Genomic DNA, 23,184 nt, shown 5'->3' on the forward strand with positions numbered 1-23,184 from the left:
CGTTGCTTCACGTGTGGGCCTCGCGCCGGAGGCCGGGTTCGGGATGTCGTCCCCCGGCGGACCCGGAGGATCCACCCGGCCGCAGTCCTGCGGGCGCATGACCGGAGCCGGGCGAAGCCGGACGACGTTGGGCCTGGATGCCCTCCCCCGCCAGGCGGGGGAGGGAAAAGCGATCCCCGGACGGAGATCAGGACGTCGCGATCAGGACTTCTTCTTGCGCAGCTCGTCCACGAACTTGTTGAGCTCGATGATCGAGACGTAGGACTCGTTGTCGATGGGCTGCCAGGGCTGCTGCTTGCCTTCATAGATCTTGTCGAAGGCGGCCTTGTCGTTCTGCTGGATGGTGAAGAACGCGTCGCGGATCTTCGCCTTCAGCTCGGCCGGCATGTCGGCGAGATAGGCGTAGGGCGAGTTCACGATCTGGTCGGACTTGAAGATGATGCGGAAGTCGTCGTACTTCGCCATCCCCTTGCGCTCCATGCGCTTCAGGTTGGACTCCTGCTCGTCGTTCCACCAGTTGAAGGCGGCGTCGCAGGTGCCCTGCTGCACGGCGATGACCGCGTTCTCGTGCGAGCCGGCGTAGACCACCTTGCTGAAGAACTCGTCCGGCTTCAGGCCCATCTTGTTGAGGGCGAAGCGCGGCACGTTGTTGCCGGAGGTGGAGTTGGGATCGACGAGGCAGAGGTTCTTGCCCTTCAGGTCCTCGATGGACTTGTAGGGGCTGTCGGCCTTCACGTAGAGCACCGAGTGGTAGCCCTTGGTGCCGTCCAGGTTCACCTCGATGGCGAAGGCCTCGATCTTGGCGCCGGTCATCAGCGCGCGGGCGAACGAGGACGGGCCGTAGGAGGCGATGTGGATGTTGCCGGCGCGCTGGCCCTCGATCACCGCCGCATAGTCGTTGGCGATGCGCAGGGTCACCTTGGTGCCGAGCTGCTTGGAGAGATAGTCCATCAGCGGCGCGAAGCGCTCGGTGACGCCCGAGGCGTTCTCCGCCGGGATGATGGCGAAGACGAGCTCGGGATACTTCGCCTTCCACTCCTGCGCGGCGGCCGCGCCGGTGGAGACGGCAAGCGCGGCGGCGGCCGCGATCAGGGTACGACGGTTCAGCATGTCTCGGCTCCTGTCGGACATTTCTCGACGTGAACGAACGGATGGGGCCGGCGGCGCCGGGACTGCGGTGCCCTGGCCGGCGGGGCGGCTGGCCGTTCAGGCCATCGCCGCGGCTTCCGGAAGGCCGGCGTCCACGGCGGCCGGCTGCCGGACCTGGGGCGTGTCCATGACCTCCCCGGCCTCCAGGCCGTAGAGGTCGTGGGCGACGCTGTCGGTGAGGGCGGAGGGTGCGCCGTCGAACACCACGCGGCCCTGCGCCATGCCCACGAGGCGGTCGCAATAGGTGCGGGCGAGATCGAGGGAGTGCAGGTTGCACAGCACCGTGATGCCGAAGTGCTTGTTGATGCGCAAAAGCGCGTCCATGACGATCCGGGTGTTGCGCGGATCAAGCGAGGCGATGGGCTCGTCGGCGAGGATGAGCGACGGCTCCTGGGCCAGGGCGCGGGCGATGGCGACGCGCTGCTGCTGCCCGCCGGACAGGCTGTCGGCCCGCTGGGCGGCGAGCGGGGCGATGTCGAACTGGTCGAGGGCGGAGAGGGCGACAGCCCGGTCCTCCGGGCGCCAGGTCTTGGTCAGCGAGCGCCAGGCCGGAACGGCGGCGAGGCGGCCCATGAGCACGTTGGTGAGCACGTCGAGCCGGCCCACCAGGTTGAACTGCTGGAAGATCATGGCCGCCTGGGCGCGCCATTCGCGCAGCGCCCGGCCCTTCAGGGCGGTGACGTCCTGCCCGTTGTAGAGGATGCGGCCGGACGAGGGCTCCTGCAGGCGGTTGATCATGCGCAGGAGCGTGGACTTGCCGGCGCCGGACCGGCCGATGACGCCGATGAAGGCGCCGTCGCCGATCTGAAGATCGACGTTCGAGACGGCCTCCTTGTCGCCGAAGCGGCGGGTCAGGCCTTCGATCACCAGCATCGGGTCGCTCCGTTGCGCGTCGAGGACCCGATAAGCCCGGTGCGCAACACCCGTATGACGCTCCGGCGACCCTTCCATTCCTTCGGCGCGCCGCGGCCGGCGTCAGAAAACTGTCATGCCGGCGGGACGCCGATTGTGACGGTCCCCGGGGTCGCGCCACGGCCCCAAATGCAGCGACGCCGGAGGGGATCTCCCCTCCGGCGTCGCGGATCGACCGGACCTCACATTGTTGTGTTCTTCGGTCCGGCGAGGGCGATGGCAGCCCCTGGCGTCAAACCATGCCGAACAGCACCGCACCCACGAAGGCAAAGGCGGCGCACGTCTCGATCACGGTGAGCAGATGGCCAAATGTCATCTTCAGCCTCGCACGGTCGATCTTGGAAGCGAACTTAGCAAACTCTCATGGGGCCGGAAGAGGTAAGTTGTGCTGCATTGCCGATGCCTTCCGCTGCGGCGCAATGACTGATGCGGCACGAGGCGGTGGGCCCACTTCCTTTTCCCCGACGCTGCGGCGCACGACGAAAGCTTCTGAAATATTGTATTTCAGCTGGTGATCGCCGCTTCCAGCAGGTTGGCCACCGCGAGCGCCTGGCGGTCGCGTCCGAACCGGCCCACCACCTGCACGCCCACGGGCATGCCATTGGCCGCGGTGAGGCCGGCGACGTTGAGGGCGGGGCAGCCCATGAGGGTCCACAGCCGGTTGAACATGGCCGAGCCGGTGGTGGCATGGCCTTCCGGTGCCGGCCCGGGGGCGGAGAAGGTGAGGATGGCGTCCACGTCGCGGAACAGGTCGCCCAGCACGTGGCGTCCGCGCTTGGCCGTGCGCCGGGCGTTGTCATAGGCCTCGGGGGTGATCGTCCGCGCCGCCTCCAGGTGGGCGGCCAGCAGCGGCGAGAGCTGGTCGCGGGCGAAGACATACTCGTCCATGAAGGAGAGGGCGGCCTCGAAGTCCTGGATGACGGGGTGGGCGGCATCCGCCTCCTCGAGCGCTTCGGGCAGGTCGAGGTCGAACACGCGGGCACCCTTCGCCTCCAGGGCACGGGCGGCGGTTTCCAGCGCGGCGTGGGAGTCGGTCGAGGCGTTGTCGGCCCGGGCGGTGCGCACCACCGCGACCCGCGGCGCCTCAGCCATCTCATCGCCGATGTCGAGGTCCCGCCCGGTGAGCGCGGCGACGGCGAAGGCGGCGTCCCGCACCCGGGCGGCGAACAGGCCGATGGTGTCGAGGTGCCAGGAGAAGGTCTTCATCCCCAGCGTCGGCAGCAGGCGGAAGGTGGGCTTGTAGCCGGTGACCCCGCAGAAGGCGGCGGGGCGGATCACCGAGCCGCCGGTCTGCGTGCCGATGGCGAGCGGCAGCATGCCTGCCGCCACCGCCGCCGCGGAGCCAGCGGAGGAGCCGCCCGGCGTGTGGCTGAGCCGGCGCGGATTGCGGGTGGCGCTGGGCTCCAGGAAGGCGAACTCGGTGGTCACCGTCTTGCCCACCACGATGCCGCCGGCGCGACGCGTCATGCCCACCACGGGGGCGTCGGTGATGGGCCGGTGCTCCTCATAGATGGGACTGCCGTAGGCGGTGATGAAGTCGCGCGTGTCGAGAATGTCCTTGATGCCCACCGGCAGGCCGGCCAGCGGCAGCGCATCGAGCCCCTTCAGCATGCTCGCCCGCAGGGCCATGTCGAGGTCGAGGGCGGCGAAGGCATTCACCTCCCCTTCGCAGGCGGCGATGGCGGCGGCCGCCTCCTCCATCACGGCGCGCGGCGTGGTGCGCCCCGCGCGGATGGAGGCGGCGAGGTCGCGGGCGGAAAGCAGGGACATGGAGGAGGACTCGAACGTTCGGACAGGAAGAGGGCGCACCATGCGCAACGGGCGCGGCGAGGGCAACCGCCTTCGCCGGTGCCGGCGCTGGAGCTCGAGGCGGGCCTATTGCACCGGCAGGATGCGCTTGCCGGTGCGCGCCGCCTCGTCATAGACGCGGGTGTCGCCCGGCTTCAGGGAGTAGCAGGTGGCGGCGATCACCGGCTTCCCGGCGGCGAGGAGCTGGCCCACCGTGGCGAAGCGGTAGCCCTTCGCCCTGAGCGCCGGAATGAGGATCTTCAGCGCCTCCGCCGTGTGCTTCCCGCGCCCGTTGGCGTGCATCAGCACGATGGAGCCGGGGCGGATGGCGCGCAGCATGTCGTCGGCCATGCCCTTGGCGCCGATGAAGGCCGGGTCGCCCGAATCCACGTCCCACTGGATGGCGAGGTGGCCGGTGTCGTTCACATAGTCGAGGGATTCGGCGCTGCACGAGCCGTAAGGGAAGCGGAAGAGGGCGGCGGGCGCTGCGGATTTCGGGATCATGCAGCCCTTGGCCTCCACCTCCTTGCGGCGCAGCGCGAGGGCGATGTCCGCATCGTCCACCTGGCGGCGCATGGTCTCCCCGGTGCGGACCGTGAGGTTGGCGTGGGACCAGGTGTGGTTGCCCGTCTCGAACTGCGGATCGACGGTGATCTGGTCGCCCCGCTCCGCATGGCTCATCAGCCACTTGCCGCCGGCGAAGAGGGTGGCGGCGACGCCCTCCGCCCGGAGATAGTCGAAGATGGCGCCGTCATAGCCGGAGGTCTCGCCGGAGGCCTCGCACAAGTCGAAGGTGAGGGCGACCAGCTTCTCCCCCGGCGGCAGGTCCACCCGGCGGATGGAGCCGCGCAGGCCCGCCGGCACGGGCGCGAGGGCGGGGATGGCGATCTCCGGCAATTCCACCTGGCCGCCGGTGCGCGGCCGCACGACCTCCTCGCCCGGCCGGGCCGCGAGGGCCGCGGGCGGGTAGCAGGCGGGCCCTGCCGCGCCGGCACGGGCGGGGGCCGCCGCGAGCAAGGCGGGGCCGAGGAGAAGAAGGGCGCGCAGGGCGCGGGACAACAGGGGGCCGGTCACGGCAGCACTCGCGAATGTATGTTCAGCCCGCCCGGAGGACGGTTCACTGTGGCGGACCCGGCTCCAGAGCGCGATTCGAGCAAAGTGAATCCGTTTGCTCGGTGAATCGCCCTCTGGCTTCAAGCTGGAGAACGCGTGGCTCAGCCTGCTCTAGGCCGGGCGGCACGGCCTTTCCAGACCGAGGCGGTCACTTGCTGTTTCCGCCTGAAACATCAATCCGGAGTGACCGCAGGATCAACAGATTCCATTTGAAGAAGGCAGCAATGGGGGAGTAACCGGCGAAAGGGGCGCGAATCGCGTCCCGTGTCATCGTCTCGCAGACGGCGCCCAGCCGACGGATCGCCCTGATGAACCTGCTCTCCATCCAGTCCCATGTCGCCTACGGCCATGTGGGCAATGCCTCCGCCGTCTTCCCGCTGCAGCGGCTCGGGGTGGAGGTGTGGGCCATCAATACGGTGCAGTTCTCCAACCACACCGGCTACGGCGCCTGGCGCGGGCAGGTGTTCGAGGCGTCGGTCGTCGGCGAGCTGGTGGAGGGCATCGCCGAGCGCGGGGTTTTGCCGCGCTGCGACGGAGTGCTTTCCGGCTACATGGGCTCGGCCGATATCGGCGCCGCCATCCTCGATGCGGTGGCGCGGGTGAAGGGCGCGAACGCCAACGCCACCTATTGCTGCGACCCGGTGATCGGCGACGTGGGGCGTGGCATCTTCGTGCGCCCCGGCATTCCCGAGTTCATGCGCGAGCGCGCGGTGCCGGCGGCGGAGGTCATCACCCCCAACCAGTTCGAGCTGGAGCTGCTCTCCGGTCACGCGGTGGCAACGCTTCAGGACGCCATCGCCGCCTGCGACGCGCTGCACCGGCAGGGGCCGAAGGTGATCCTCGTCACCAGCCTGCACGTGGCGGAGACCCCGCCGGACCGCATCGACCTGCTCGCCTCCGGGCCGGACGGGCGCTTCCTGGTGCGCACGCCGCGGCTCGACGTGTCGCTGAACGGGGCGGGGGACGCCATCGCCGCCCTGTTCTTCTTCCATGTCACGCGCACCGGCTCGACGGCGCAGGCGCTGTCCCTCGCCGCATCCTCCATTTACGGGGTGCTGGAGCGGACCGAAAAAGCACAGTCTCGCGAATTGCTGCTGGTGGAGGCGCAGGAGGAGTTCGTGCGGCCCTCCCGCCTCTTTTCGGCCTCGGCGATCTGAGGCAAAATTGTGGCAATGTCGCAGGGGCTTGGCCCGTGAGGGCGCGGCTGCTGCGGTGAAGGGGCGGAAGGCCGCGCGCGGGGGTGCGGGCCAGTTCGCCTCGTGTTCGAGGCCTGACGGCCTTGGTGTCCTGTCGTCTGCGTCCCGTTGCCCGAGATCTTCCGCCCATGCCTCCGCAAAAGCCCCGCCGCTACGTCACGCTCGACGTGTTCACCCAGCGCCCGTTCGGGGGCAATCCGCTCGCCGTGGTGCTGGATGCCCAGGGCCTCGACGACGCGGCCATGCAGCAGATCGCCCGCGAGTTCAACGTCTCCGAGACGGTGTTCGTGCTGCCGCCCCGGCATCCGGAGAACCGCGCGCGCATCCGCATCTTCACCGTGGCGCACGAGATGCCCTTCGCCGGCCATCCCACCGTGGGCGCGGCCGTGCTCCTCGCCCTGGAGGACAAGCTCGACAAGGGCACGCTCCGGATCGAGGAAACCATCGGCACCATCACCTGCGAGGTGGCGACACAGGGGGCCGGCTCCCGCAGGGGAGCGGCGGTGTTCACCGCCCCGCGCAAGGGCGAGATCGAGACCACGGACATCTCCCGCGAGGCCTGCGCCGAGGCGCTGAGCCTCGATCCGGAGGACATCGGCTTTGATGCGCACCGCCCGGTGGTGGCCAATGCCGGCGTGCCCTTCCTGTTCGTGCCGCTGGCCAACCTCACCGCGCTCGCCCGCGCCCGGCCGGACGAGGCGGCCTTCATCGCCTCCCTCGGCGGGTTCGGCGAGGCGCTCTACCTCTACACCCTCGACGAGGAAGGCGACGCCGACTTCCGGGCCCGCATGTTCTCGCCCGGCCTCGGTACGGAGGAGGACCCGGCCACCGGCGCCGCCGCCGCCGCGTTTCCATGGGTGCTGCTCGACGCGGAGAACCTCGTGGACGGAAACCACAAGGTGCGCATCGACCAGGGGTTCGAGATGGGCCGCCCCAGCCGCATTGACCTCGGCTTCACGGTGCGGGACGACGTGGTGGTGAGCGCCACCATCGGCGGCGGGGCGGTGGTCATCGCCGAGGGCGTGCTCCATCTTTGAGCCCCGCCAATACGTGGAATTGAAAGAACTCAGAGACCGGCCCGTGAAAATCGGGATTGTCCGCATTGCGCGGGGTTGGCGGCGGCGGGATCGTGCCTATCTCCGCTGCATTGCACACGGCCGCGCAGCTGGCGCGGGCCGGCCTTCCTATAGGGAAAGTCTCACATGAGCGAGAGCACCCCGTCCCTGTTCGGTCCCTTCCGCCTCGGCGACCTGACGCTTGCCAACCGCATCGTCATGGCGCCGCTGACCCGCAACCGCGCGGTTGAGGGCTTCGTGCCGAGCCCGATGGCGGCGGACTATTACGCCGCCCGCGCCGATGCCGGCCTCCTCATCACCGAGGCCTCGCAGATCTCCCAGCAGGGCCAGGGCTACCAGGACACGCCCGGCATCTATACCGACGCCCAGGTGGCGGCCTGGAAGAAAGTAACCGATGCGGTCCACGCCAAGGGCGGGCATATCGTCATCCAGCTCTGGCACGTGGGCCGGGTGTCCCACACCTCGCTGCAGCCCGGCGGCGGCGCGCCGGTGGCCCCGTCCGCCATCCGCGCCGAGACCAAGACCTTCGTGAGCAACGCCTTCGCCGCCACCTCGGAGCCGCGGGCGCTTGAGCTGTCCGAGATCCCCGGCATCATCGCCGACTACCGCCGCGCCGCCGCCAACGCCATCAAGGCGGGCTTCGACGGCGTGGAGATCCACGGTGCCAACGGCTACCTCATCGACCAGTTCCTCAAGGACGGCTCCAACACCCGCACGGACCAGTACGGCGGCTCCATCGAGAACCGCGCGCGCTTCCTGCTGGAGGTGGTGGACGCCATCACCGCCGAGATCGGCGCGCGGCGCACCGGCCTGCGCCTCTCCCCCGTCTCGCCGGCCAACGGCATTTCCGACAGCAACCCGCAGGCGCTGTTCAATCACGTGGTGGAGGAGCTGGAGAAGCGGCACCTCGTCTACATCCATGTGGTGGAGGGCGCGACCGGCGGCCCGCGCGACATCGCGCCGGACTTCTCCTTCGAGGAGCTGCGGAAGCGCTACAGCGGCGCCTGGATGGTGAACAATGGCTATGACCTGGCCCTGGCGAAGAGCGTGATCGCCGAGGGCAAGGCCGACCTCGTGGCCTTCGGCAAGCCCTTCATCGCCAATCCGGACCTGGTGGAGCGCCTGCGCCGCGACGCCCCGTTCAACGAGCTGGACCGCGATACGCTCTATGGCGGCGGCGCCAAGGGCTACATCGACTATCCGACGCTGGCGGACGCCGCCGCGTGAATGCGGCATCGGCCGTAGATAACGGCTGGGGCCTTGCCTGGCCCGTGGACCGGCGCATCGCGCCGGTCCATCGCCTCAACTTCCGGGCGGAGCCGGGCGGCTGGCCCGAGCTTGCGCCACGGCAAGAGGAGGTCGAGGCCCATTTTGCCCGCCGTGCGGCGGATAATCCGCATCTGTGGAACGGCCCGATCCTGCTGCTGCGGGACCATGCCTTCGCCGACGGCGCCCTCTCCGGCGCCTTCCGGCAGACGGACTTTGCCGCCTTCACCTGGTGGCGCGACCATGGCTGGCGGGACCTCGGCATGGTGAACGCCTTCGCGCTCGCCGCCATCGAGGGGGCGGACGGCGGCTTCGTGCTGGGGGTGATGGGGCCGCACACGGCCTCCGCCGGGCGCGCCTATTTTCCCGGCGGCACGCCGGACCCCTCCGACATCACCGCCGATGGCCGGGTGGACCTCCACGCCTCCATGCTGCGGGAGCTCAAGGAGGAGACCGGCCTCTCGGCCGCCGACATCGCCCACGACGCCGGCTTCACCGGCCTGTTCGATGGCCCGCGGGTGGCGCTGCTGGGCCGGCTCGTGTTCGATGCGCCGGCAGACGCGCTCGCCGCCCGCATCCGGGCCTTTCTCGCGTCCGAGGCGCAGCCGGAACTGGCCGACGTGGCGGTCGTCCATTCGGAAGCCGACATCACTCCCGCAATGGCGCCCTTCGCCGTGGACTACATGCGGGCGCGCTGGGCGGCGCGATGAGGCGCCACCCCTTGCGCTTCGGCCTTGGCTCCGGTATGAGCACCCTCCCGAACTTCTGAGCGAAGAGTAGAGCGCCCCGTGTCGTCCCGCACGACCAAGACCGCCGCTTCTGCCCCCCGGACCGTCAAGGCTCCGGGCAACGCTCTTATTCTGCGCGCGCTTCTTCTCCTTAGCCGCCCCTGAGGGCCGGCCGGGCTTGCGCCTGGGCACTCAGGGGATCGCACCGCCGCCGGGCACAAGACCCGGCGCCTGTTTCGGCTTATGATCCGGCAAACCCCGCCTCGTGACAGGCGCCCCGGCCGGACCCGCGAGAAGGACCGCTCCCCATGACCGACGCTGCCTCCACCCCCGTTGCGCCCGTATCCGGCCAGGGTTCCGGCAAGGACCGGGTCATCATCTTCGACACCACCCTGCGCGACGGCGAGCAGTGCCCCGGCGCCTCCATGACCTTCGAGGAGAAGCTGGAGGTGGCCGCGCTCCTCGACGAGATGGGCGTGGACGTGATCGAGGCCGGCTTCCCCATCGCCTCCATCGGCGATTTCGAGAGCGTGGCGGAGATCGCCCGCCGCTCGAAGAACGCCACCATCGCCGGCCTCTCCCGCGCCGCCCTCAATGACATCGACCGCTGCGCCGAGGCGGTGAAGCACGCCCGGCGCGGGCGCATCCATACTTTCCTGTCCACCTCCCCCGTGCACATGAAGTACAAGCTCCAGAAGGAGCCGCACGAGGTGCTGGAGATGATCGTCGCCTCCGTCACCCGCGCCCGCAACCACGTGGAAGACGTGGAATGGTCGGCGGAGGACGGCACCCGCACCGAGATGGATTTCCTGTGCCGGTGCGTGGAAGCCGCCATCAAGGCCGGCGCCGGCACTATCAACATCCCGGACACGGTAGGCTACACCACCCCGGCCGAGTATGAGGCGCTGTTCCGCACCGTGCGCGAGCGCGTGCCCAACTCGGACAAGGCCATCTTCTCCGTCCACTGCCACAATGACCTCGGCATGGCGGTGGCGAACTCGATGGCCGGCGTTGCCGGCGGCGCGCGGCAGATCGAGTGCACGGTCAACGGCATCGGCGAGCGGGCAGGCAATGCCGCGCTCGAGGAGATCGTGATGGCCATCGACACCCGCTCGGATGTCTTCCCCTACGAGACGGGCATCAACACCCGCATGCTCACCCGGGCCTCCAAGCTGGTGTCAGCGGTGACCTCCTTCCCGGTGCAGTACAACAAGGCCATCGTCGGCCGGAACGCCTTCGCCCACGAGAGCGGCATCCACCAGGACGGCATGCTGAAGCATACCCAGACCTATGAGATCATGACCCCCGAGAGCGTGGGCGTCTCCAAGACCTCGCTGGTGATGGGCAAGCATTCGGGCCGCGCCGCCTTCCGCGACAAGCTGAAGACGCTGGGCTACGAGCTGGGCGAGAATGCCCTCAACGATGCCTTCGCCCGCTTCAAGGATCTCGCCGACCGCAAGAAGGTGGTCTATGATGAGGATATCGAGGCGCTGGTGGATCAGGGCATCGCCGCGGCCCACGACCGCATCAAGCTCATCTCCCTGTCCGTCATCGCCGGCACCCGCGGCCCGCAGCGCGCCACCATGCGCCTGGAGGTGGATGGCCGCACGGTGACCGAGGAGGCCGAGGGCAACGGCCCGGTGGACGCCACCTTCAACGCCATCAAGGCGCTGGTGCCGCATCAGGCGAAGCTCGACCTCTACCAGGTGCACGCCGTGACCGAGGGCACGGACGCCCAGGCTGAGGTGTCGGTGCGGCTGGAGGAGAACGGCAAGGTCGTCACCGCCCGCGCCGCCAATCCGGACACGCTGGTTGCCTCCGCCCAGGCCTACATCACCGCGCTCAACAAGCTGCACATGAAGCGCCAGAGCGTGAACCCGCAGAGCGCGGCGGGTTGATCCACGTCCCAGCCGCGGACAATCGCGAAGGCCGCCCCTCGGGGCGGCCTTTTTGCTGGGCGGCTGGCCGCCGAATGCCCCGCCGGCCGCAACACGGCTTCCGCGCCCCGGAAGTGTGAGGATACCCCTTATCGACTTTAGTAGGGGGCCGGCGTGGCCGCTTCCGCGTGGGTTTCAGCGGTATCTTCGTAGCTATTAAAAATATTCCTGCTTTTTCAATGCATTATGCGCAGCTTGCCGCGGCGGCGTGGCGACGGCGGGCCTGCGGGATCTGCCGTAGCGGATGCCCCAGGGGAAAAGCTCCCGGCGAGGTGCTTGACGGCTGCCGTTGCGCGACCTTCAAAAGAGAAAAAAGCTTCGCCAAAACACGACGGAGGAAACGATGCGTATCCTGTCAGCCGCGCTGGCGCTTGCCGCCGCGCTCGGCCTCTCTACCGCTGCGGGAGCACAGGGCTACCCCAGCCGGCCCATTACCATGGTCGTCCCCTTCGCTGCCGGCGGCCCCACCGACACGGTGGCGCGTCTGGTGGCGGAATCCATGTCCAAGACGCTCGGCCAGCAGGTGATCGTGGAGAATGTGGGCGGCGCCGGCGGCACCCGCGGCGCGGGTCAGGTGGCGAAGGCCGCGCCGGACGGATACACGGTGCTGCTGCACCATATCGGCCAGGCGACCTCGGCCTCCCTCTATCGCAAGCTGCCCTACAATCCTGCCACCGACTTCGAGACGGTGGGCCTCGTCACCGCCGTGCCCATGACGCTGATCGCCAAGACCAGTTCCACCCCGAAGTCCATGCCCGAGGTGGTCGACTATGTGAAGGCGAACAAGGACAAGGTCACCTACGGCAATGCCGGCGTCGGCTCCGCCTCGCATCTGTGCGGCATGCTGTTCATGTCCACCGTCGGCGCGCAGATGACCACCGTTCCCTACCAGGGCACGGGTCCGGCGATGAACGACCTTGTGGGCGGGCAGATCGACCTCCTGTGCGACCAGACCACCAACACCACCGGCCAGATCAGGGGCGGCAAGGTGAAGGCCTATGCCGTGACCACCAAGGACCGGGTGAAGTCCCTGCCGGACCTGCCGACCATGCAGGAAAGCGGTCTGAAGGACTTCGAGGTGGCGGTGTGGCACGGCGTCTATGTGCCGAAGGGCACGCCCAAGGAGATCGTGGACAAGCTCAACGCCGCCCTCAACGTCGCCCTCAATGACCCCAAGGTGATCGCCCGCTTCGCCGACCTCGGCACCGAGCCGGAGCCCAAGGACCGGCGCAGCCCGGCCTTCCACCAGCAGTTCCTGGCGGCGGAGATCGCCAAATGGAAGCCCGTCATCCAGGCGGCCGGCGTCTACGCCGATTGAGGCGCGCGCCTTTCTGAGGGCGAGGGGCGGATGCTGCGGCCGGTTTGGTTCGATCCGGCCGGCTGCTGCTGCGCGTCCTCGTCATTTCTTCCTTGAGCCGTGGACGCTCCGTGCGGTCGCCGCCGCGCCGGGCGCCCGCCTCGGGTCCCGCCGAAACCAGATCCGGCCGCCTTGTCCACCAGGCCGCGCTCGGGCGCGCGTGGCTGGCTCCACGTCCTTGAAACAAACAGAACAACTCTGAGGGTGGGCCCCGCCCCGCCCGAAGGCGCACTCCAGGGGGGCAAATGAACATCATCCGCAATCCGAAGGACGTCATCTCGGGCCTGCTGTTCATCGCGCTCGGCGCACTGTTCGCCTGGCAGACGCAGGACCTGCCCATGGGCACGGCGGTGCGCATGGGGCCGGGCTATTTCCCGCTGGTGCTGTCTGGCCTGCTGGCGCTGCTGGGGCTGGCGGTGCTGGTGAGCGGCCTGCGCTTTCCCGGCGAGATGCCGAGCGGGATCGCCTGGCGGGCCCTCCTCATCCTCACCTTCTCGGTGGTGTTCTTCGGCTTCGCGGTGCGCCCCCTGGGCTTCCTGCCGGCGCTGGCGATCTCGGTCTTCGCCTCGGCGCTCGCCAGCACCAAGTTCCGCCTCGTCACCGCTTTCGCGAACACGCTGGTGATGACGGTGTTCGCCTGGGCGGTGTTCATCAAGGGGCTGGGGTTGCCCCTGCCGCTCCTCGGGCCGTGGCTCGGCGGCTACTGAGGGGGCGGCGATGGAACTCCTCGACAACCTCACCCTCGGCTTCTCGGTCGCCCTCTCCCTGCAGAACGTCATGTACTGCTTCGTGGGCGTGCTGCTGGGCACCCTCATCGGCGTGCTGCCGGGGCTCGGCCCCATCGCCACCATCGCGATGCTGCTGCCCATCACCTTCGGCCTGCCGCCGGTCTCGGCGCTCATCATGCTCTCGGGCATCTATTACGGGGCGCAGTACGGCGGCTCCACCACCGCCATCCTCATCAACCTGCCGGGGGAATCCTCGTCGGTGGTCACCGCCATCGACGGGCACCAGATGGCCCGGAAGGGCCGTGCCGGGGCGGCGCTGGCCACCGCCGCGCTCGGCTCCTTCTTCGCCGGCACGGTGGCCACCTTCCTGCTCGCCGTGTTCGCCCCGCCGCTGGCGGAGCTGGCGCTCCAGTTCGGCCCGCCCGAATATTTCTCGCTGATGGTGCTGGGCCTCATCGCCTCGGTGACGCTGGCCTCCGGCTCGGTGGTGAAGGCCATCGCCATGATCGTGCTGGGCCTCATCCTCGGCCTGTCGGGCCAGGACATCTACACCGGCACGCCGCGCTTCACCTTCGACCTGCCCGAGCTCTCCGACGGCTTCGACTTCGTGGCGCTGGCCATGGGCATGTTCGGCATCGGCGAGATCATCCGCAACCTGGAGGACGAGCACACCCGCTCCCTCGTGGCGGCCAAGGTGAAGAATTTGATGCTCACCCGGGAGGAGTTCCGGCGCATCATCGCCCCGGTGCTGCGGGGCACCGCGCTCGGCTCCTTCCTCGGCATCCTGCCGGGGGGCGGAGCCATGCTCTCGTCCTTCGCCTCCTATTCCATCGAGAAGAAGGTCGCGAAGAACCCGCGGGAGTTCGGCCGCGGCGCCATCGAGGGCGTGGCAGGGCCGGAGAGCGCCAACAATGCCGGCGCGCAGACCTCCTTCATCCCCATGCTGACGCTCGGCATCCCCTCCAACCCGGTGATGGCGCTGATGATCGGCGCGCTGATCATCCAGGGCATCACGCCGGGGCCGAACGTGGTCACCGAGAAGCCGGACCTGTTCTGGGGCGTCATCGCCTCCATGTGGATCGGCAACTTCATGCTGGTGCTCTTGAACCTGCCGCTGATCGGCCTGTGGGTGCGGCTGCTCACCGTGCCGTACCACGTGATGTTCCCGGCCATCATCGCCTTCTGCTGCATCGGCGTTTACAGCGTGAACAACAACACGTTCGACGTCTATTCCATGGCCCTGTTCGGGGTGCTCGGCTACGCGCTGGTGAAGCTCGACTGCGAGCCCGCGCCGCTGCTGCTGGGCTTCGTCATCGGCCCCATGCTGGAGGAATACCTGCGCCGGGCCATGCTGATCTCCCGCGGCGATCCGATGGTGTTCGTCACCCGGCCCATCTCCGCCATCCTGCTGGCGCTGGCCGCGGCGGCCCTGGTGGTGGTGCTGCTGCCCTCGGTGCAGAAGACCCGCGAGGAGGCCTTCAAGGAGTGAGGCCGAGGCCCGGAGCGCGCGGCGGCGCTCCGGCCTTTGCCAAGCCCGCGCGGCGCGCAATGAAGCCTGCATGAGCCCGGGTGAGGACCGCAGTCGCCGACCTCGCCCGGCCAAAGCCGGCATGGCCGGCGCGGGACCTGTGAAAAACTTCACCGCGCGCCCTTGCCAGCCCGGAATCCATTTGGTACACGGACGCCCTCTTCCGGGGACATCTTCCGGAACGGGCGCATAGCTCAGTTGGTAGAGCAGCTGACTCTTAATCAGCGGGTCCTAGGTTCGAGCCCTAGTGCGCCCACCATAAAATCAAAGACTTAGCCAGCCAGCGCAGACTAGAAAAACAAATTAGTCTGCGGTTTAGTCTGCGGAAATTCAGCCCGATGGCCGCTTCCGCACACCGCGACATTTCGCCCCCCGCCTTCAACCCGTCGCCGCTTCGACAGGAGTTCGTTCGTCGAGCGCCTATGGGGACGGGACCGCCCTCCGAAGGGTCTTTGCCATTATCCTGACCAGGGGAGAGATGGTCTTAGCCCTCTCTCCCCCGCGACCGCCGCCTGCACATGGCAGGGCCGCGCGGTCGCAGGGCGGCCCCTAGCCGCTACTGCCCGAATTTTTTCAATCCGCCCCGCTCGCCGCTCAGCCCGGCCATGCTCGCCCGCGGTCGCCCCCCTCTCTGCCGCGCGCTCACGCGCCCCCGGGAGGCATGTCGGGGACATGCCTCCGGCATTGACGGAGAAGGATCGGAGCTATGGCTAGAACTGTGAGGAAGGCGAAAGCCGGCGCGATGGCGGCGGTGGAAGCGGACATCCCCAATGGTGGGGAAATGATCGGTGTTCTGGCGGAAGCCGGCGCGGCGGCGGAGACCGGGACTGCCCCGGAGACCGCAGCAGTTGCCGGAAATGGCGAAGCGGTCTTCATTCCCCTGAATAAGCTCAAGAAGTCGCCGCGCAATGCGCGCAAGACCCCGCATGCCCCGGCGACCATCGAGGCGCTGGCGGCCAGCATCGCCGTCAAGGGCATGCTTCAGAACCTCGTGGTGGAGCCTGAGCTTGACCCGGCAGGCGCGCCCACCGGCTCCTATTGCGTTACGGTGGGCGAAGGACGTCGACTCGCCCAGCTTCTGCGCGTGAAGCGCAAGGAGATCGGGGAGACCAAGCCAGTGCACTGTGTCATCGACACCGCGCACGATCCCTACGAGATCAGCCTCGACGAGAACGTCACCCGTGAGGCCATGCACCCGGCCGACCAGTTCGAGGCCTTCCGTGCACTCGCCGAGCAGCACGGCTGGGGCGCCGAGGAGGTCGCCGCCCGTTTCGGCGTGACGGCGCAGGTGGTGCGCCAGCGGCTTCGCCTCGGCGCGGTCAGCCCCAAGCTTATACAGGTGTACCGGGAGGGCGGCTTGAACCTCGACCAGTTGATGGCCTTCGCCATCACCGAGGACCATTCCCGACAGGAACAGGTCTATGAAAACCTCTCCTACAACCGCGAGCCGTGGATCATCCGTCGCGATCTCACCAAGGCGCACGTCCCGGCGACGGATCGCAGGGCGATCTTCATCGGCGCGGAAGCCTACATCGAGGCAGGCGGCACGATCCTACGCGACCTGTTCACCGAGGATCGCGGCGGCTTCTACGAGGACGCCGCGCTGCTGGAGCGGCTCACCTGCGAGAGGCTGGAGTGCATCGCCGCCGAGGTTCAGGCTGAGGGCTGGAAGTGGGTTTCCGCCCTCATCGAGTTTCCCCACGCCCATGGCCTGCGGCGGGCCTATCCCCATCCTGTGGAACTTCCCGAGGACGAGGAAGCCGCGCTCGCCGCCGTGCAGGCGGAATACGACCGCCTTTCGTCGGAGCACGAGGGCGCCGAGGACCTGCCGCCGGAGGTGGATGAGCGGTTCGGGGAGTTGGAAGCCGAGATCGAGCGCATCGACGCCCTGTGTCACGCCTACGACCCGGACGACATCGCCCGCGGCGGCGCCTTCGTGACCTTGCGACACGATGGGATCACCCGCATCGAGCGCGGCTTTATCCGCCCCGAGGACGAGAAGCCGGCAGTGGAAGAAGTCGGAGAGGGCGTTCGCATCAATGGCGATGGCGAGATCATCGAAGACGGCGCGCACGACGAGCAGGGGAACGCTGTTTCCGCCCTCGACGCGGAGGACGAGGAGGCCGGGGATGCGGGCAGGCCGCTGTCCGATCTTCTGGTGCGCGACCTCACGGCCCACCGCACCCTCGGCCTGCGTCTCGCCCTCGGCGAGCAGCCGGACATGGCCTTGCTCGCCGTCACCCACGCCCTCGCCGCGCAGACCTTCTATCGCGGCGTCGATGCCCATGCCCTGGACATCCGTCCGAGCAGCGTCCTCCTCGACGGCCATGCGGACGGCATCGGGGACACGGCGGCGGCGAAGGCGCTGCAAGACCGTCATGCCGGCTGGGCGGCGGACCTACCGCGCGACGTGGTAGACCTGTGGGGCTTCCTCGCCGGCCTAGACCAAGCGAGCGTGCTGGCGTTGTTCGCCCACTGTGCCACGCAGACCGTCAACGCCCTGAAGCTGCCGTGGGACACGCACAAGCGCCGTGCCCATGAGACCGTCGAGAGGCTGGCGAGCGCGCTCGCCCTCGACATGACGGCGCACTGGACGCCCACGGTGCGGACCTATCTCGGCCGCGTCACCAAGGCCCAGATTCTCGCCGCCGTGCGGGAAGTCATCGGCGACGAGGCCGCCGACCGGATCGCCGTCATGAAGAAGCAGCCCATGGCGGAAGCCGCCGAACGGCTTATCGCTGGCACCGGATGGCTCCCCACTCTGCTGCGGACGGAACGGCCGGCATGGCTGGGCGCGCCGCAGGACGAGGCTGGCGCATCGGAAGCGGCAGCCGACGCTGCCGAGTGAAGCACACGGCCGGAGCCGTATCGGCTCCGGCCTATCTGTCATCAGCGTCGGGAATTTTCCGCCTGCGCTACTGGCGCGGGCGGAAGCGCCGACTGCGCAACACCTGGAGTAGTCGCAAGGGCATCTCGTCGAGTGAGGGTCTTGCTGGCCCACTCGTCCACGGACGGACAAAGTCAGTCGCGGATCGGGATGCGATGGATTGCGCCGTCGCCCCAGACCGAGCGATTTCCGACCACGTCGATGCGGGCGACCTGGCCGGCGCTTCATTCAGCAACATACAGATTGCCAGCCGCATCGAAGGCCATGCCCACAGGCGCGCCGAAGCCCTCCCACAGCCGCTCGGACAGGGCCGGCGTGGCTTCGGCCGCCGCCGTCGCGACGGAGGCAAGGCCGGCGAGCAGCACGGAAATACCTAGGACGATAGCAGTGCGAAGGAATGCTCTCATGCTGTGCACTCCCCGGTGTCGGCGACGTCGCGGGCAAAGACCTCCTTCGCCGCGAACAGGCCATTTAGCGCCGCCGGAAACCTGGCATAGACGGCCATCTGCATGATGAGCTCGACGATTTCCTCCCGTGGCAGGCCCACATTCAGGCCTGCCTCGATGTGGACCTGCAATTGCGGGGCTGCGTTGCCCATGGCCGTCAAGGCGGCGATGGTGGCGATCTCGCGGCCGCGCAAGTCGAGGCCGGGGCGCGAATAGATGTCGCCGAAGGGAAATTCGAGCAGGTCGGCGGCGAAGTCCGGGGTGATGTCGGCGAGGGCAGCGGCCACCTTCTCCCCGGCTTCACCATCGATCTCAGCGAGCGCGCGTCGGCCGCGCTCCAGCCGGTTTTTGCCGGCGCTCGGGTTGGGGTGCATCATCATTCATCATCCTCGATCTGCCGCCCGTCGGGCCGGACGATGATGACTCCGCCGCCGATATTGGCCACCACATGGCAGCCTGCCTTTGTCATTACCGCCTCCGGCGGGGGAGCTCCAGCGGACTGCCCTGCCGTCGCGGCTAAGGGCCTCGATCCCGTCTTTTTTTGAAGCCCTTCAAGGGGCGCCGGGAAATGTGGCTCCGACGGTTGTCATCGCGGCGGCTTTTTCCCCCGATCAGAAGCCCCCTCCATCACGACCTCGATTGGCATGGGTCTGACCGAAGACCAGCGACGCAAGCGCCGCCTCGATCTTGAACCCGCAACGTCCGTCACCTGCTTTTTTCCGCCGCCAGCCAGGGCCGGCTTTGCATCGCGAGGCAAAAAACCGTCGCCGGCCGCCCTCCACTGCGTTCCGGCCCCAAGGAGCCCTCCCCTAGCGCAAGCGCGATGGGACCCCCGGCGGGTGCGGGCCGTTCGTCCCCGGTCGGGCGACCCTCATCGAGGCCGCGACGGGCGCGGCCCGATCAGCAGAGGAACCACCACAATGGCCACCATCGGTACGTTCTCCGCCACCCCCAAGGGCTTCAAGGGCGCGGTCAAGACCCTGAGCCTCAACGTCAAGGCGGTGGAGTTCCTCCCCGCCGAGGGCGACAACGACAAGGGGCCGGACTTCCGCATCTTCGCCGGCGCCACCGAGTTCGGGGCGGCGTGGAAGAAGTGCTCCCGCGAGGGCCGGGACTACCTCTCCGTCAAGCTCGACGATCCGAGCTTCCCGGCTCCGATCTATGCGAGCCTGGTGGAGACCGAGACCCAGGGCGAGTTCGCCCTCATCTAGTCCCGCCGCGCGGCCGACTGATCCCGGCCCCGCAGGGAGCCCCGCCTCCGGGCGGGGCTTCGCCATGGTCATGCCTGCACGAAGGGGCTCGCTGCCCGGACTGACCCTTCTCGGACTCTGGGAACGTCTGCTTGTGGGTGCCAACCGAGTTTCTCCGTCGAAAGGAGCCAAAATCCCACCAGCTGACCCTGGAAATGGTAGCTTGTCGCCGCGAGAATTTGGAAAGCGTCCTGATGAGTCATCAGAGAACTCCGGGAGGCCCTCGTTTTTCAAAGCATGACAGACCCCTCGTCTTCGCAACCTCATGGTCGGATGCCAGAACCCGACGAAGGCCGCGGCTGATCCCTCGAAGCCGACCTCTTCTGGAAGGCCTACTGGTGCAAACGATTGCGTTCGATCATCCTCTCTAAAATGTCTAAGTCGTCAGCATCCGGATCAAGTCCGATGTCGGTCAGTAGGACGGCGTTCACATCCCGCATGACCGAGTCATCGTGCAGAAGGACTTCGATGTGGCGGGGATCAGAGGTGGGCGACTTAAAGCCGCCGGAGTCGAGGCCGAGCAGATTCATCAGGTCGACAAAGGAATCCGACTGTCTAGAAAACTGCAGTTGCGGCGGGCTTCCGCCCCTGGCGGGCGTCACCACAAAGCTCAGAGTGAAGGGAAAGGCGTCAAATGTCTGTCCGACCTGAAACCTCGATGACCAGCTGGTCGAGCTTGGCAGAAGGGCTCGCGCCCAAACGGCGAACAGACGCGACAGAAGCAGAACCGGTACAGCTTCGTCACCATCGATCAGAAACAGGCGCTGCGCCGGAACCTCGTCGGCTGACAGAGCCGCGATTTCCACCGGCACCACGCCGTCCTCGATAACCCAGCGCCGCTGGTCTCCGAAGGGGCGCGACCAGGCGGTCGCCAGATCGCTGATTCGTTTTCCGGCGATGGCATTCGGATTTTGACGACTGGGCGTCGCACGTTCGATCAGATTTTTTGCCAGCGCATCACCCGCATTCGCGGCGTTGAGGATTGCAGGCATGGGAATTGCTATCATTTCGTCTTCTGTGCCGGAGCGCAATGCCGAACGATAGCGTCGCGCTTCCTTAAGCAAGACAGACGCGCCCGAAGATGAACGAAGGTCGGCCCATTGGTTATACGACACGCGAACGATATCCCGCGCGTCAACGCCGCGCGTCGCAAGACCGCGGTTCCGGGCGTATCGCTGCAAAGGCGGGAGTCTGATCTCCAACGGGAGTGCACAGCTGTCGTCACGCTCGAGAAGCGCTCGAAGGGCCTGACGATCCGTGTAGCGGACAACAGCGGCGCCGATGTGTCGAGCGGCGCGCAGCGTCGCCAGATCAGGCGTTTCGGCGGTCACGACGACAAATTTTTCGCGCCCGGTCGCCAGCCTGACGGCGACCGCCTGCGAGGGCACGTCGAGAACTTCCCGAACAGATTCGGGAAGTTCGTCTCCGTTCGCTGTCAGATGTCGGCCCGCTATTTCCGAGATCGCTGCGTCGACCAGTTGTCGGAAATCCTGTCCAAACGTTCGCAGTTCAATGGTCACTGACCGGCTCTTCTCGTCGGAAAGATCACGAACGAAAGTGTCTATTCGCGCGATCAGAGCTCCACGTGAAGGGGCGCTGAGCTCAGAAATGGCCGAAATGTCGGAGCCGATCACCCCTTCGAAATTCATCGAGAGAACGCGGAGGCCGGCCTCTGTCGGGGTCAAAAGCTGCCGGAGCAAACGGCGGTCCGCAACAGCTGCCGTGCCGATCGCAGCGATGATGTCGGCCATGCGCCTGTCGATGGAACGGCGCTGGTGTCCTGTCCAGTAAGGAGAGCGAGCGAGCGTCGTGTCGACGACCGCGCTGCAGCGGTCGAGCAGATCGTTCGCCCGGCCAGCGCCATCGAGGAGAAGGGAGGGGCCGTCTGCAGGCGGAGCCGGAGCCAGCAAGAACGGTGTATTTTGGTGGATCACGCCTTCTAAGGAGGTTAGACGTTCGAGGGTGTCGGCTTCACGCAGTAACTCGTTGCTCACCAGGCAGATGACCACGTCGTACGCCGCGGAGGCCTCAAGGAGCGACAGACTGTTGATGACCTCCATGACCACCGTGTGGCTAGTAGCGGTGTCGTGGTCTCCTTTCCGATGAGACGACGATCGCTCATTTTCTCCAGCCTTCTTTCGGCTGGACCGCGTATCGAGATATTGCGCGATCTGCTGAGCCCGCCGATCGAGGGCGACGACGCCAATGCGCAGGGCATCGATTTCCGGGAAGCTCAGAGCGGTGGGCTTAACGGGCCCGTCTACGAAGGGCGTTGGCGCCAATGTCTCCTTTTCGGAACGCCGCACTTCACCATCCTGATAGTGAGTGCGCAGGAAGACGCCGAGCTGATCGCCTAATGCGGCGATGGCGGTGCCGAGTCGATCGGCGGCGGCCTGCCCGCCCAGCGCCTGTGCGGCCCCCGGCGGCATCGACACCTCGAAGAGGTTAGTGCCAACCTCTCTTACGGAGATTTCGCTGGCGAGCGCCGAGGCCTCGCCCGCACCGCCGCTGAGATGTTCCAGTCGCCGGAGCGCAACCAAGGTGACGGGGCGCAATACCAGATTGCAGAAAGCAGACGTACCTCTGACCCCGGCGACACGACGTTGCAGGAATGCTCTGGCTTCTTTTGCAAAACTGACCGTGTCCGGTGCGTCGGCAGCCAGTGCAAGGTCGAGATAGGAGAGCGGTGCTAGACGTAGGATGTCCGCCGCGTGTGGGGCGAGAGCGGCAAAGATCTCTCTAGGAGTGCCGGCAAACACCTCCCCATTCCACAAGAACACATCCTGCCACGGCGCCCCCGGCACCGCCAGAACGGTGGCTCCTGCCAGCGGTATGATCTGCTCATTCTCAAGAAGCTCAAACGTGGCGATCGTCGAGCTGTGATCGCCTTCGATGGTCGGGATGGCGCTGTACCAGACATTGGCGCCCGGACCGATGCCCCAGGCGGGCAGCGCGAAGCCGTTTTCAGCAAGCCTCACATAACCGGCCAGTCGAAGCGCACTGTCGATATCTTCGGTCATCACATGATGCCTTCCGCGCCGTACCATTCGCGGCAAATTCTCCGAATGTCCTTCTGGAATTCATCTGGCGCACGGTTGGGTTGCCAGTCATAGAGCTCGACCTGGGCACCGGTCTTTTCGATCAAGTCAGTGAGTGGGTTATTTCCTTCCAAGTATTGTTTGGGAAGGATGACGAGGCGCACGTTGCCGACCAAGTCGACATTGTGGGCCGCGGCCAGCTCGATCGTCGAGGCCCGCTTGTCATGTTCGTTGCTGAGCTCGACCCCCATTCTGGCGACGTCGACGAAACCGCTGGTTACACTCTCGAACACCGGAATGTCGTCGTTGATATCTTCCCGCAGGCGTCCCGCGAAATAGGCCTCCAGGGCGCCGAAGGCCCAGCCGATATGACCAGTGGCCGCAAGATGGCTGGCTTCGAGTGCATAGTCCTCCAGCGGCACGTACTTGTCGGCTTTCGACGAAAAAGCTCCCTTTGCGGCGCCTCCAGTGTCGAAAGGATAGACGTGCCTTGGACTAGGAACTGCCTCGGGTCTGACGATGAAAGCGACAGGAAACCGCGATATCTGATGAGATTCCTCGTTTCCGAACCGGCTCCGATAGGCTGGTCGCAGGACGAAAAAGTAGAGCAGCTCTGCGCCGAAGACGTCGCACCGGCGCGTGACGAATTTTCCACTGCGAACGATTTCCGTGGCCGACCACGCGGCCGTCATGTGCACCAATGGCAATTTGGCCGGCAAGCCATCGGGCCTGGAATGGGTAATCAGCTGACGATCGTAGTTGACCCCGTCGCGCCGTGGCATGCC

18 protein-coding genes and 1 tRNA gene are annotated in these 23,184 nt (G+C 67.2%); 11 read left to right on the top strand and 8 right to left on the bottom strand.

Annotation, left to right across the window (positions count from 1 at the left end):
* Positions 1-201: 201 nt before the first annotated feature.
* The 4 genes from phnD to V5F59_RS00810 form a co-directional block, all read right to left on the bottom strand.
* Positions 202-1,110: a phosphonate ABC transporter substrate-binding protein gene (phnD, locus tag V5F59_RS00795; RefSeq protein ID WP_393979409.1), complete on the bottom strand. Its 909-nt coding sequence runs from the start codon at positions 1,108-1,110 to the stop codon at positions 202-204.
* 96 nt (positions 1,111-1,206) lie between these two features.
* Positions 1,207-2,022: a phosphonate ABC transporter ATP-binding protein gene (gene phnC / locus V5F59_RS00800; RefSeq protein ID WP_393979411.1), complete on the bottom strand. Its 816-nt coding sequence runs from the start codon at positions 2,020-2,022 to the stop codon at positions 1,207-1,209.
* A gap of 543 nt (positions 2,023-2,565) precedes the next feature.
* Entirely contained in the window at positions 2,566-3,825 is a 1,260-nt protein-coding gene (locus V5F59_RS00805) for an amidase (RefSeq protein WP_393979771.1), read from the bottom strand.
* Between the two features lie 111 nt (positions 3,826-3,936).
* Complete coding sequence (locus V5F59_RS00810) at positions 3,937-4,923, bottom strand: polysaccharide deacetylase family protein (protein ID WP_393979413.1); 987 nt, start codon at positions 4,921-4,923, stop codon at positions 3,937-3,939.
* Between the two features lie 347 nt (positions 4,924-5,270).
* Between V5F59_RS00810 and pdxY the strand changes: the two genes are divergently transcribed.
* The 10 genes from pdxY to V5F59_RS00860 all read left to right on the top strand — a co-directional run bounded on the left by pdxY (position 5,271) and on the right by V5F59_RS00860 (position 17,626).
* On the top strand, positions 5,271-6,119 hold the full coding sequence (gene pdxY / locus V5F59_RS00815; protein WP_393979415.1) for a pyridoxal kinase PdxY: 849 nt from the start codon (positions 5,271-5,273) through the stop codon (positions 6,117-6,119).
* 167 nt (positions 6,120-6,286) lie between these two features.
* Positions 6,287-7,195: a PhzF family protein gene (locus V5F59_RS00820; protein WP_393979417.1), complete on the top strand. Its 909-nt coding sequence runs from the start codon at positions 6,287-6,289 to the stop codon at positions 7,193-7,195.
* Positions 7,196-7,360: 165 nt separating this feature from the next.
* On the top strand, positions 7,361-8,461 hold the full coding sequence (locus V5F59_RS00825; protein WP_393979419.1) for an alkene reductase: 1,101 nt from the start codon (positions 7,361-7,363) through the stop codon (positions 8,459-8,461).
* Complete coding sequence (locus tag V5F59_RS00830; protein ID WP_393979421.1) at positions 8,458-9,210, top strand: NUDIX hydrolase; 753 nt, start codon at positions 8,458-8,460, stop codon at positions 9,208-9,210. The genes V5F59_RS00825 and V5F59_RS00830 overlap by 4 nt, the downstream gene beginning before the upstream one ends.
* A gap of 326 nt (positions 9,211-9,536) precedes the next feature.
* Positions 9,537-11,126: a 2-isopropylmalate synthase gene (locus V5F59_RS00835; protein WP_393979423.1), complete on the top strand. Its 1,590-nt coding sequence runs from the start codon at positions 9,537-9,539 to the stop codon at positions 11,124-11,126.
* Positions 11,127-11,508: 382 nt separating this feature from the next.
* Positions 11,509-12,483 (top strand): tripartite tricarboxylate transporter substrate binding protein BugD, encoded by a 975-nt coding sequence (locus V5F59_RS00840; RefSeq protein ID WP_393979425.1) that lies wholly within the window; start codon positions 11,509-11,511, stop codon positions 12,481-12,483.
* A 284-nt stretch (positions 12,484-12,767) separates the two neighbouring features.
* Positions 12,768-13,229: a tripartite tricarboxylate transporter TctB family protein gene (locus V5F59_RS00845; RefSeq protein WP_393979427.1), complete on the top strand. Its 462-nt coding sequence runs from the start codon at positions 12,768-12,770 to the stop codon at positions 13,227-13,229.
* 10 nt (positions 13,230-13,239) lie between these two features.
* The gene (locus V5F59_RS00850) at positions 13,240-14,739 is read left to right on the top strand and encodes a tripartite tricarboxylate transporter permease (protein ID WP_393979429.1); all 1,500 of its coding nucleotides are present in this window, start codon (positions 13,240-13,242) and stop codon (positions 14,737-14,739) included.
* Positions 14,740-14,961: 222 nt separating this feature from the next.
* Positions 14,962-15,037: transfer RNA gene (locus tag V5F59_RS00855), tRNA-Lys, on the top strand.
* Positions 15,038-15,484: 447 nt separating this feature from the next.
* Complete coding sequence (locus V5F59_RS00860) at positions 15,485-17,626, top strand: ParB/RepB/Spo0J family partition protein (RefSeq protein ID WP_393979431.1); 2,142 nt, start codon at positions 15,485-15,487, stop codon at positions 17,624-17,626.
* 263 nt (positions 17,627-17,889) lie between these two features.
* On the opposite strand, the gene V5F59_RS00865 is transcribed toward V5F59_RS00860, so the two are convergent.
* Positions 17,890-18,072 (bottom strand): hypothetical protein, encoded by a 183-nt coding sequence (locus tag V5F59_RS00865; RefSeq protein ID WP_393979433.1) that lies wholly within the window; start codon positions 18,070-18,072, stop codon positions 17,890-17,892.
* Positions 18,069-18,488, bottom strand: coding sequence for a carboxymuconolactone decarboxylase family protein (locus V5F59_RS00870; protein ID WP_393979435.1), 420 nt, complete (start codon positions 18,486-18,488; stop codon positions 18,069-18,071). Before V5F59_RS00870 ends, V5F59_RS00865 begins: the two co-directional genes overlap by 4 nt.
* A 543-nt stretch (positions 18,489-19,031) precedes the next feature.
* On the opposite strand from V5F59_RS00870, the gene V5F59_RS00875 reads away from it, so the two are divergent.
* Positions 19,032-19,322, top strand: a complete 291-nt coding sequence (locus tag V5F59_RS00875; RefSeq protein ID WP_393979437.1) for a DUF736 domain-containing protein — start codon at positions 19,032-19,034, stop codon at positions 19,320-19,322.
* 371 nt (positions 19,323-19,693) lie between these two features.
* On the opposite strand, the gene V5F59_RS00880 is transcribed toward V5F59_RS00875, so the two are convergent.
* Together V5F59_RS00880 and V5F59_RS00885 are read right to left on the bottom strand one after the other, a co-directional pair.
* A complete protein-coding gene (locus V5F59_RS00880; RefSeq protein WP_393979439.1) occupies positions 19,694-22,381 on the bottom strand; it encodes a hypothetical protein in 2,688 nt (895 codons plus the stop codon).
* Positions 22,381-23,181 carry a hypothetical protein gene (locus V5F59_RS00885; RefSeq protein WP_393979441.1) on the bottom strand — a complete coding sequence of 267 codons (801 nt, stop codon included), beginning with the start codon at positions 23,179-23,181 and terminating at the stop codon, positions 22,381-22,383. The genes V5F59_RS00880 and V5F59_RS00885 overlap by 1 nt, the downstream gene beginning before the upstream one ends.
* Between the last annotated feature and the right edge of the window lie 3 nt (positions 23,182-23,184).

It is taken from the genome of Xanthobacter nonsaccharivorans, assembly GCF_043194755.2.
Classification (GTDB): Bacteria; Pseudomonadota; Alphaproteobacteria; order Rhizobiales; family Xanthobacteraceae; genus Xanthobacter; species Xanthobacter autotrophicus_G.

What these genes read in the sequence shown, in the direction of transcription:
- phnD (WP_393979409.1), bottom strand. Translation starts at nt 1,110, where the DNA reads ATGCTGAACCGTCGTACCCTGATCGCGGCCGCCGCCGCGCTTGCCGTC.
- phnC (WP_393979411.1), bottom strand. Translation starts at nt 2,022, where the DNA reads ATGCTGGTGATCGAAGGCCTGACCCGCCGCTTCGGCGACAAGGAGGCC.
- pdxY (WP_393979415.1), top strand. Translation starts at nt 5,271, where the DNA reads ATGAACCTGCTCTCCATCCAGTCCCATGTCGCCTACGGCCATGTGGGC.
- V5F59_RS00820 (WP_393979417.1), top strand. Translation starts at nt 6,287, where the DNA reads ATGCCTCCGCAAAAGCCCCGCCGCTACGTCACGCTCGACGTGTTCACC.
- V5F59_RS00825 (WP_393979419.1), top strand. Translation starts at nt 7,361, where the DNA reads ATGAGCGAGAGCACCCCGTCCCTGTTCGGTCCCTTCCGCCTCGGCGAC.
- V5F59_RS00835 (WP_393979423.1), top strand. Translation starts at nt 9,537, where the DNA reads ATGACCGACGCTGCCTCCACCCCCGTTGCGCCCGTATCCGGCCAGGGT.
- V5F59_RS00840 (WP_393979425.1), top strand. Translation starts at nt 11,509, where the DNA reads ATGCGTATCCTGTCAGCCGCGCTGGCGCTTGCCGCCGCGCTCGGCCTC.
- V5F59_RS00845 (WP_393979427.1), top strand. Translation starts at nt 12,768, where the DNA reads ATGAACATCATCCGCAATCCGAAGGACGTCATCTCGGGCCTGCTGTTC.
- V5F59_RS00850 (WP_393979429.1), top strand. Translation starts at nt 13,240, where the DNA reads ATGGAACTCCTCGACAACCTCACCCTCGGCTTCTCGGTCGCCCTCTCC.
- V5F59_RS00860 (WP_393979431.1), top strand. Translation starts at nt 15,485, where the DNA reads ATGGCTAGAACTGTGAGGAAGGCGAAAGCCGGCGCGATGGCGGCGGTG.
- V5F59_RS00865 (WP_393979433.1), bottom strand. Translation starts at nt 18,072, where the DNA reads ATGAGAGCATTCCTTCGCACTGCTATCGTCCTAGGTATTTCCGTGCTG.
- V5F59_RS00870 (WP_393979435.1), bottom strand. Translation starts at nt 18,488, where the DNA reads ATGATGCACCCCAACCCGAGCGCCGGCAAAAACCGGCTGGAGCGCGGC.
- V5F59_RS00875 (WP_393979437.1), top strand. Translation starts at nt 19,032, where the DNA reads ATGGCCACCATCGGTACGTTCTCCGCCACCCCCAAGGGCTTCAAGGGC.
- V5F59_RS00880 (WP_393979439.1), bottom strand. Translation starts at nt 22,381, where the DNA reads ATGACCGAAGATATCGACAGTGCGCTTCGACTGGCCGGTTATGTGAGG.
- V5F59_RS00885 (WP_393979441.1), bottom strand. Translation starts at nt 23,181, where the DNA reads ATGCCACGGCGCGACGGGGTCAACTACGATCGTCAGCTGATTACCCAT.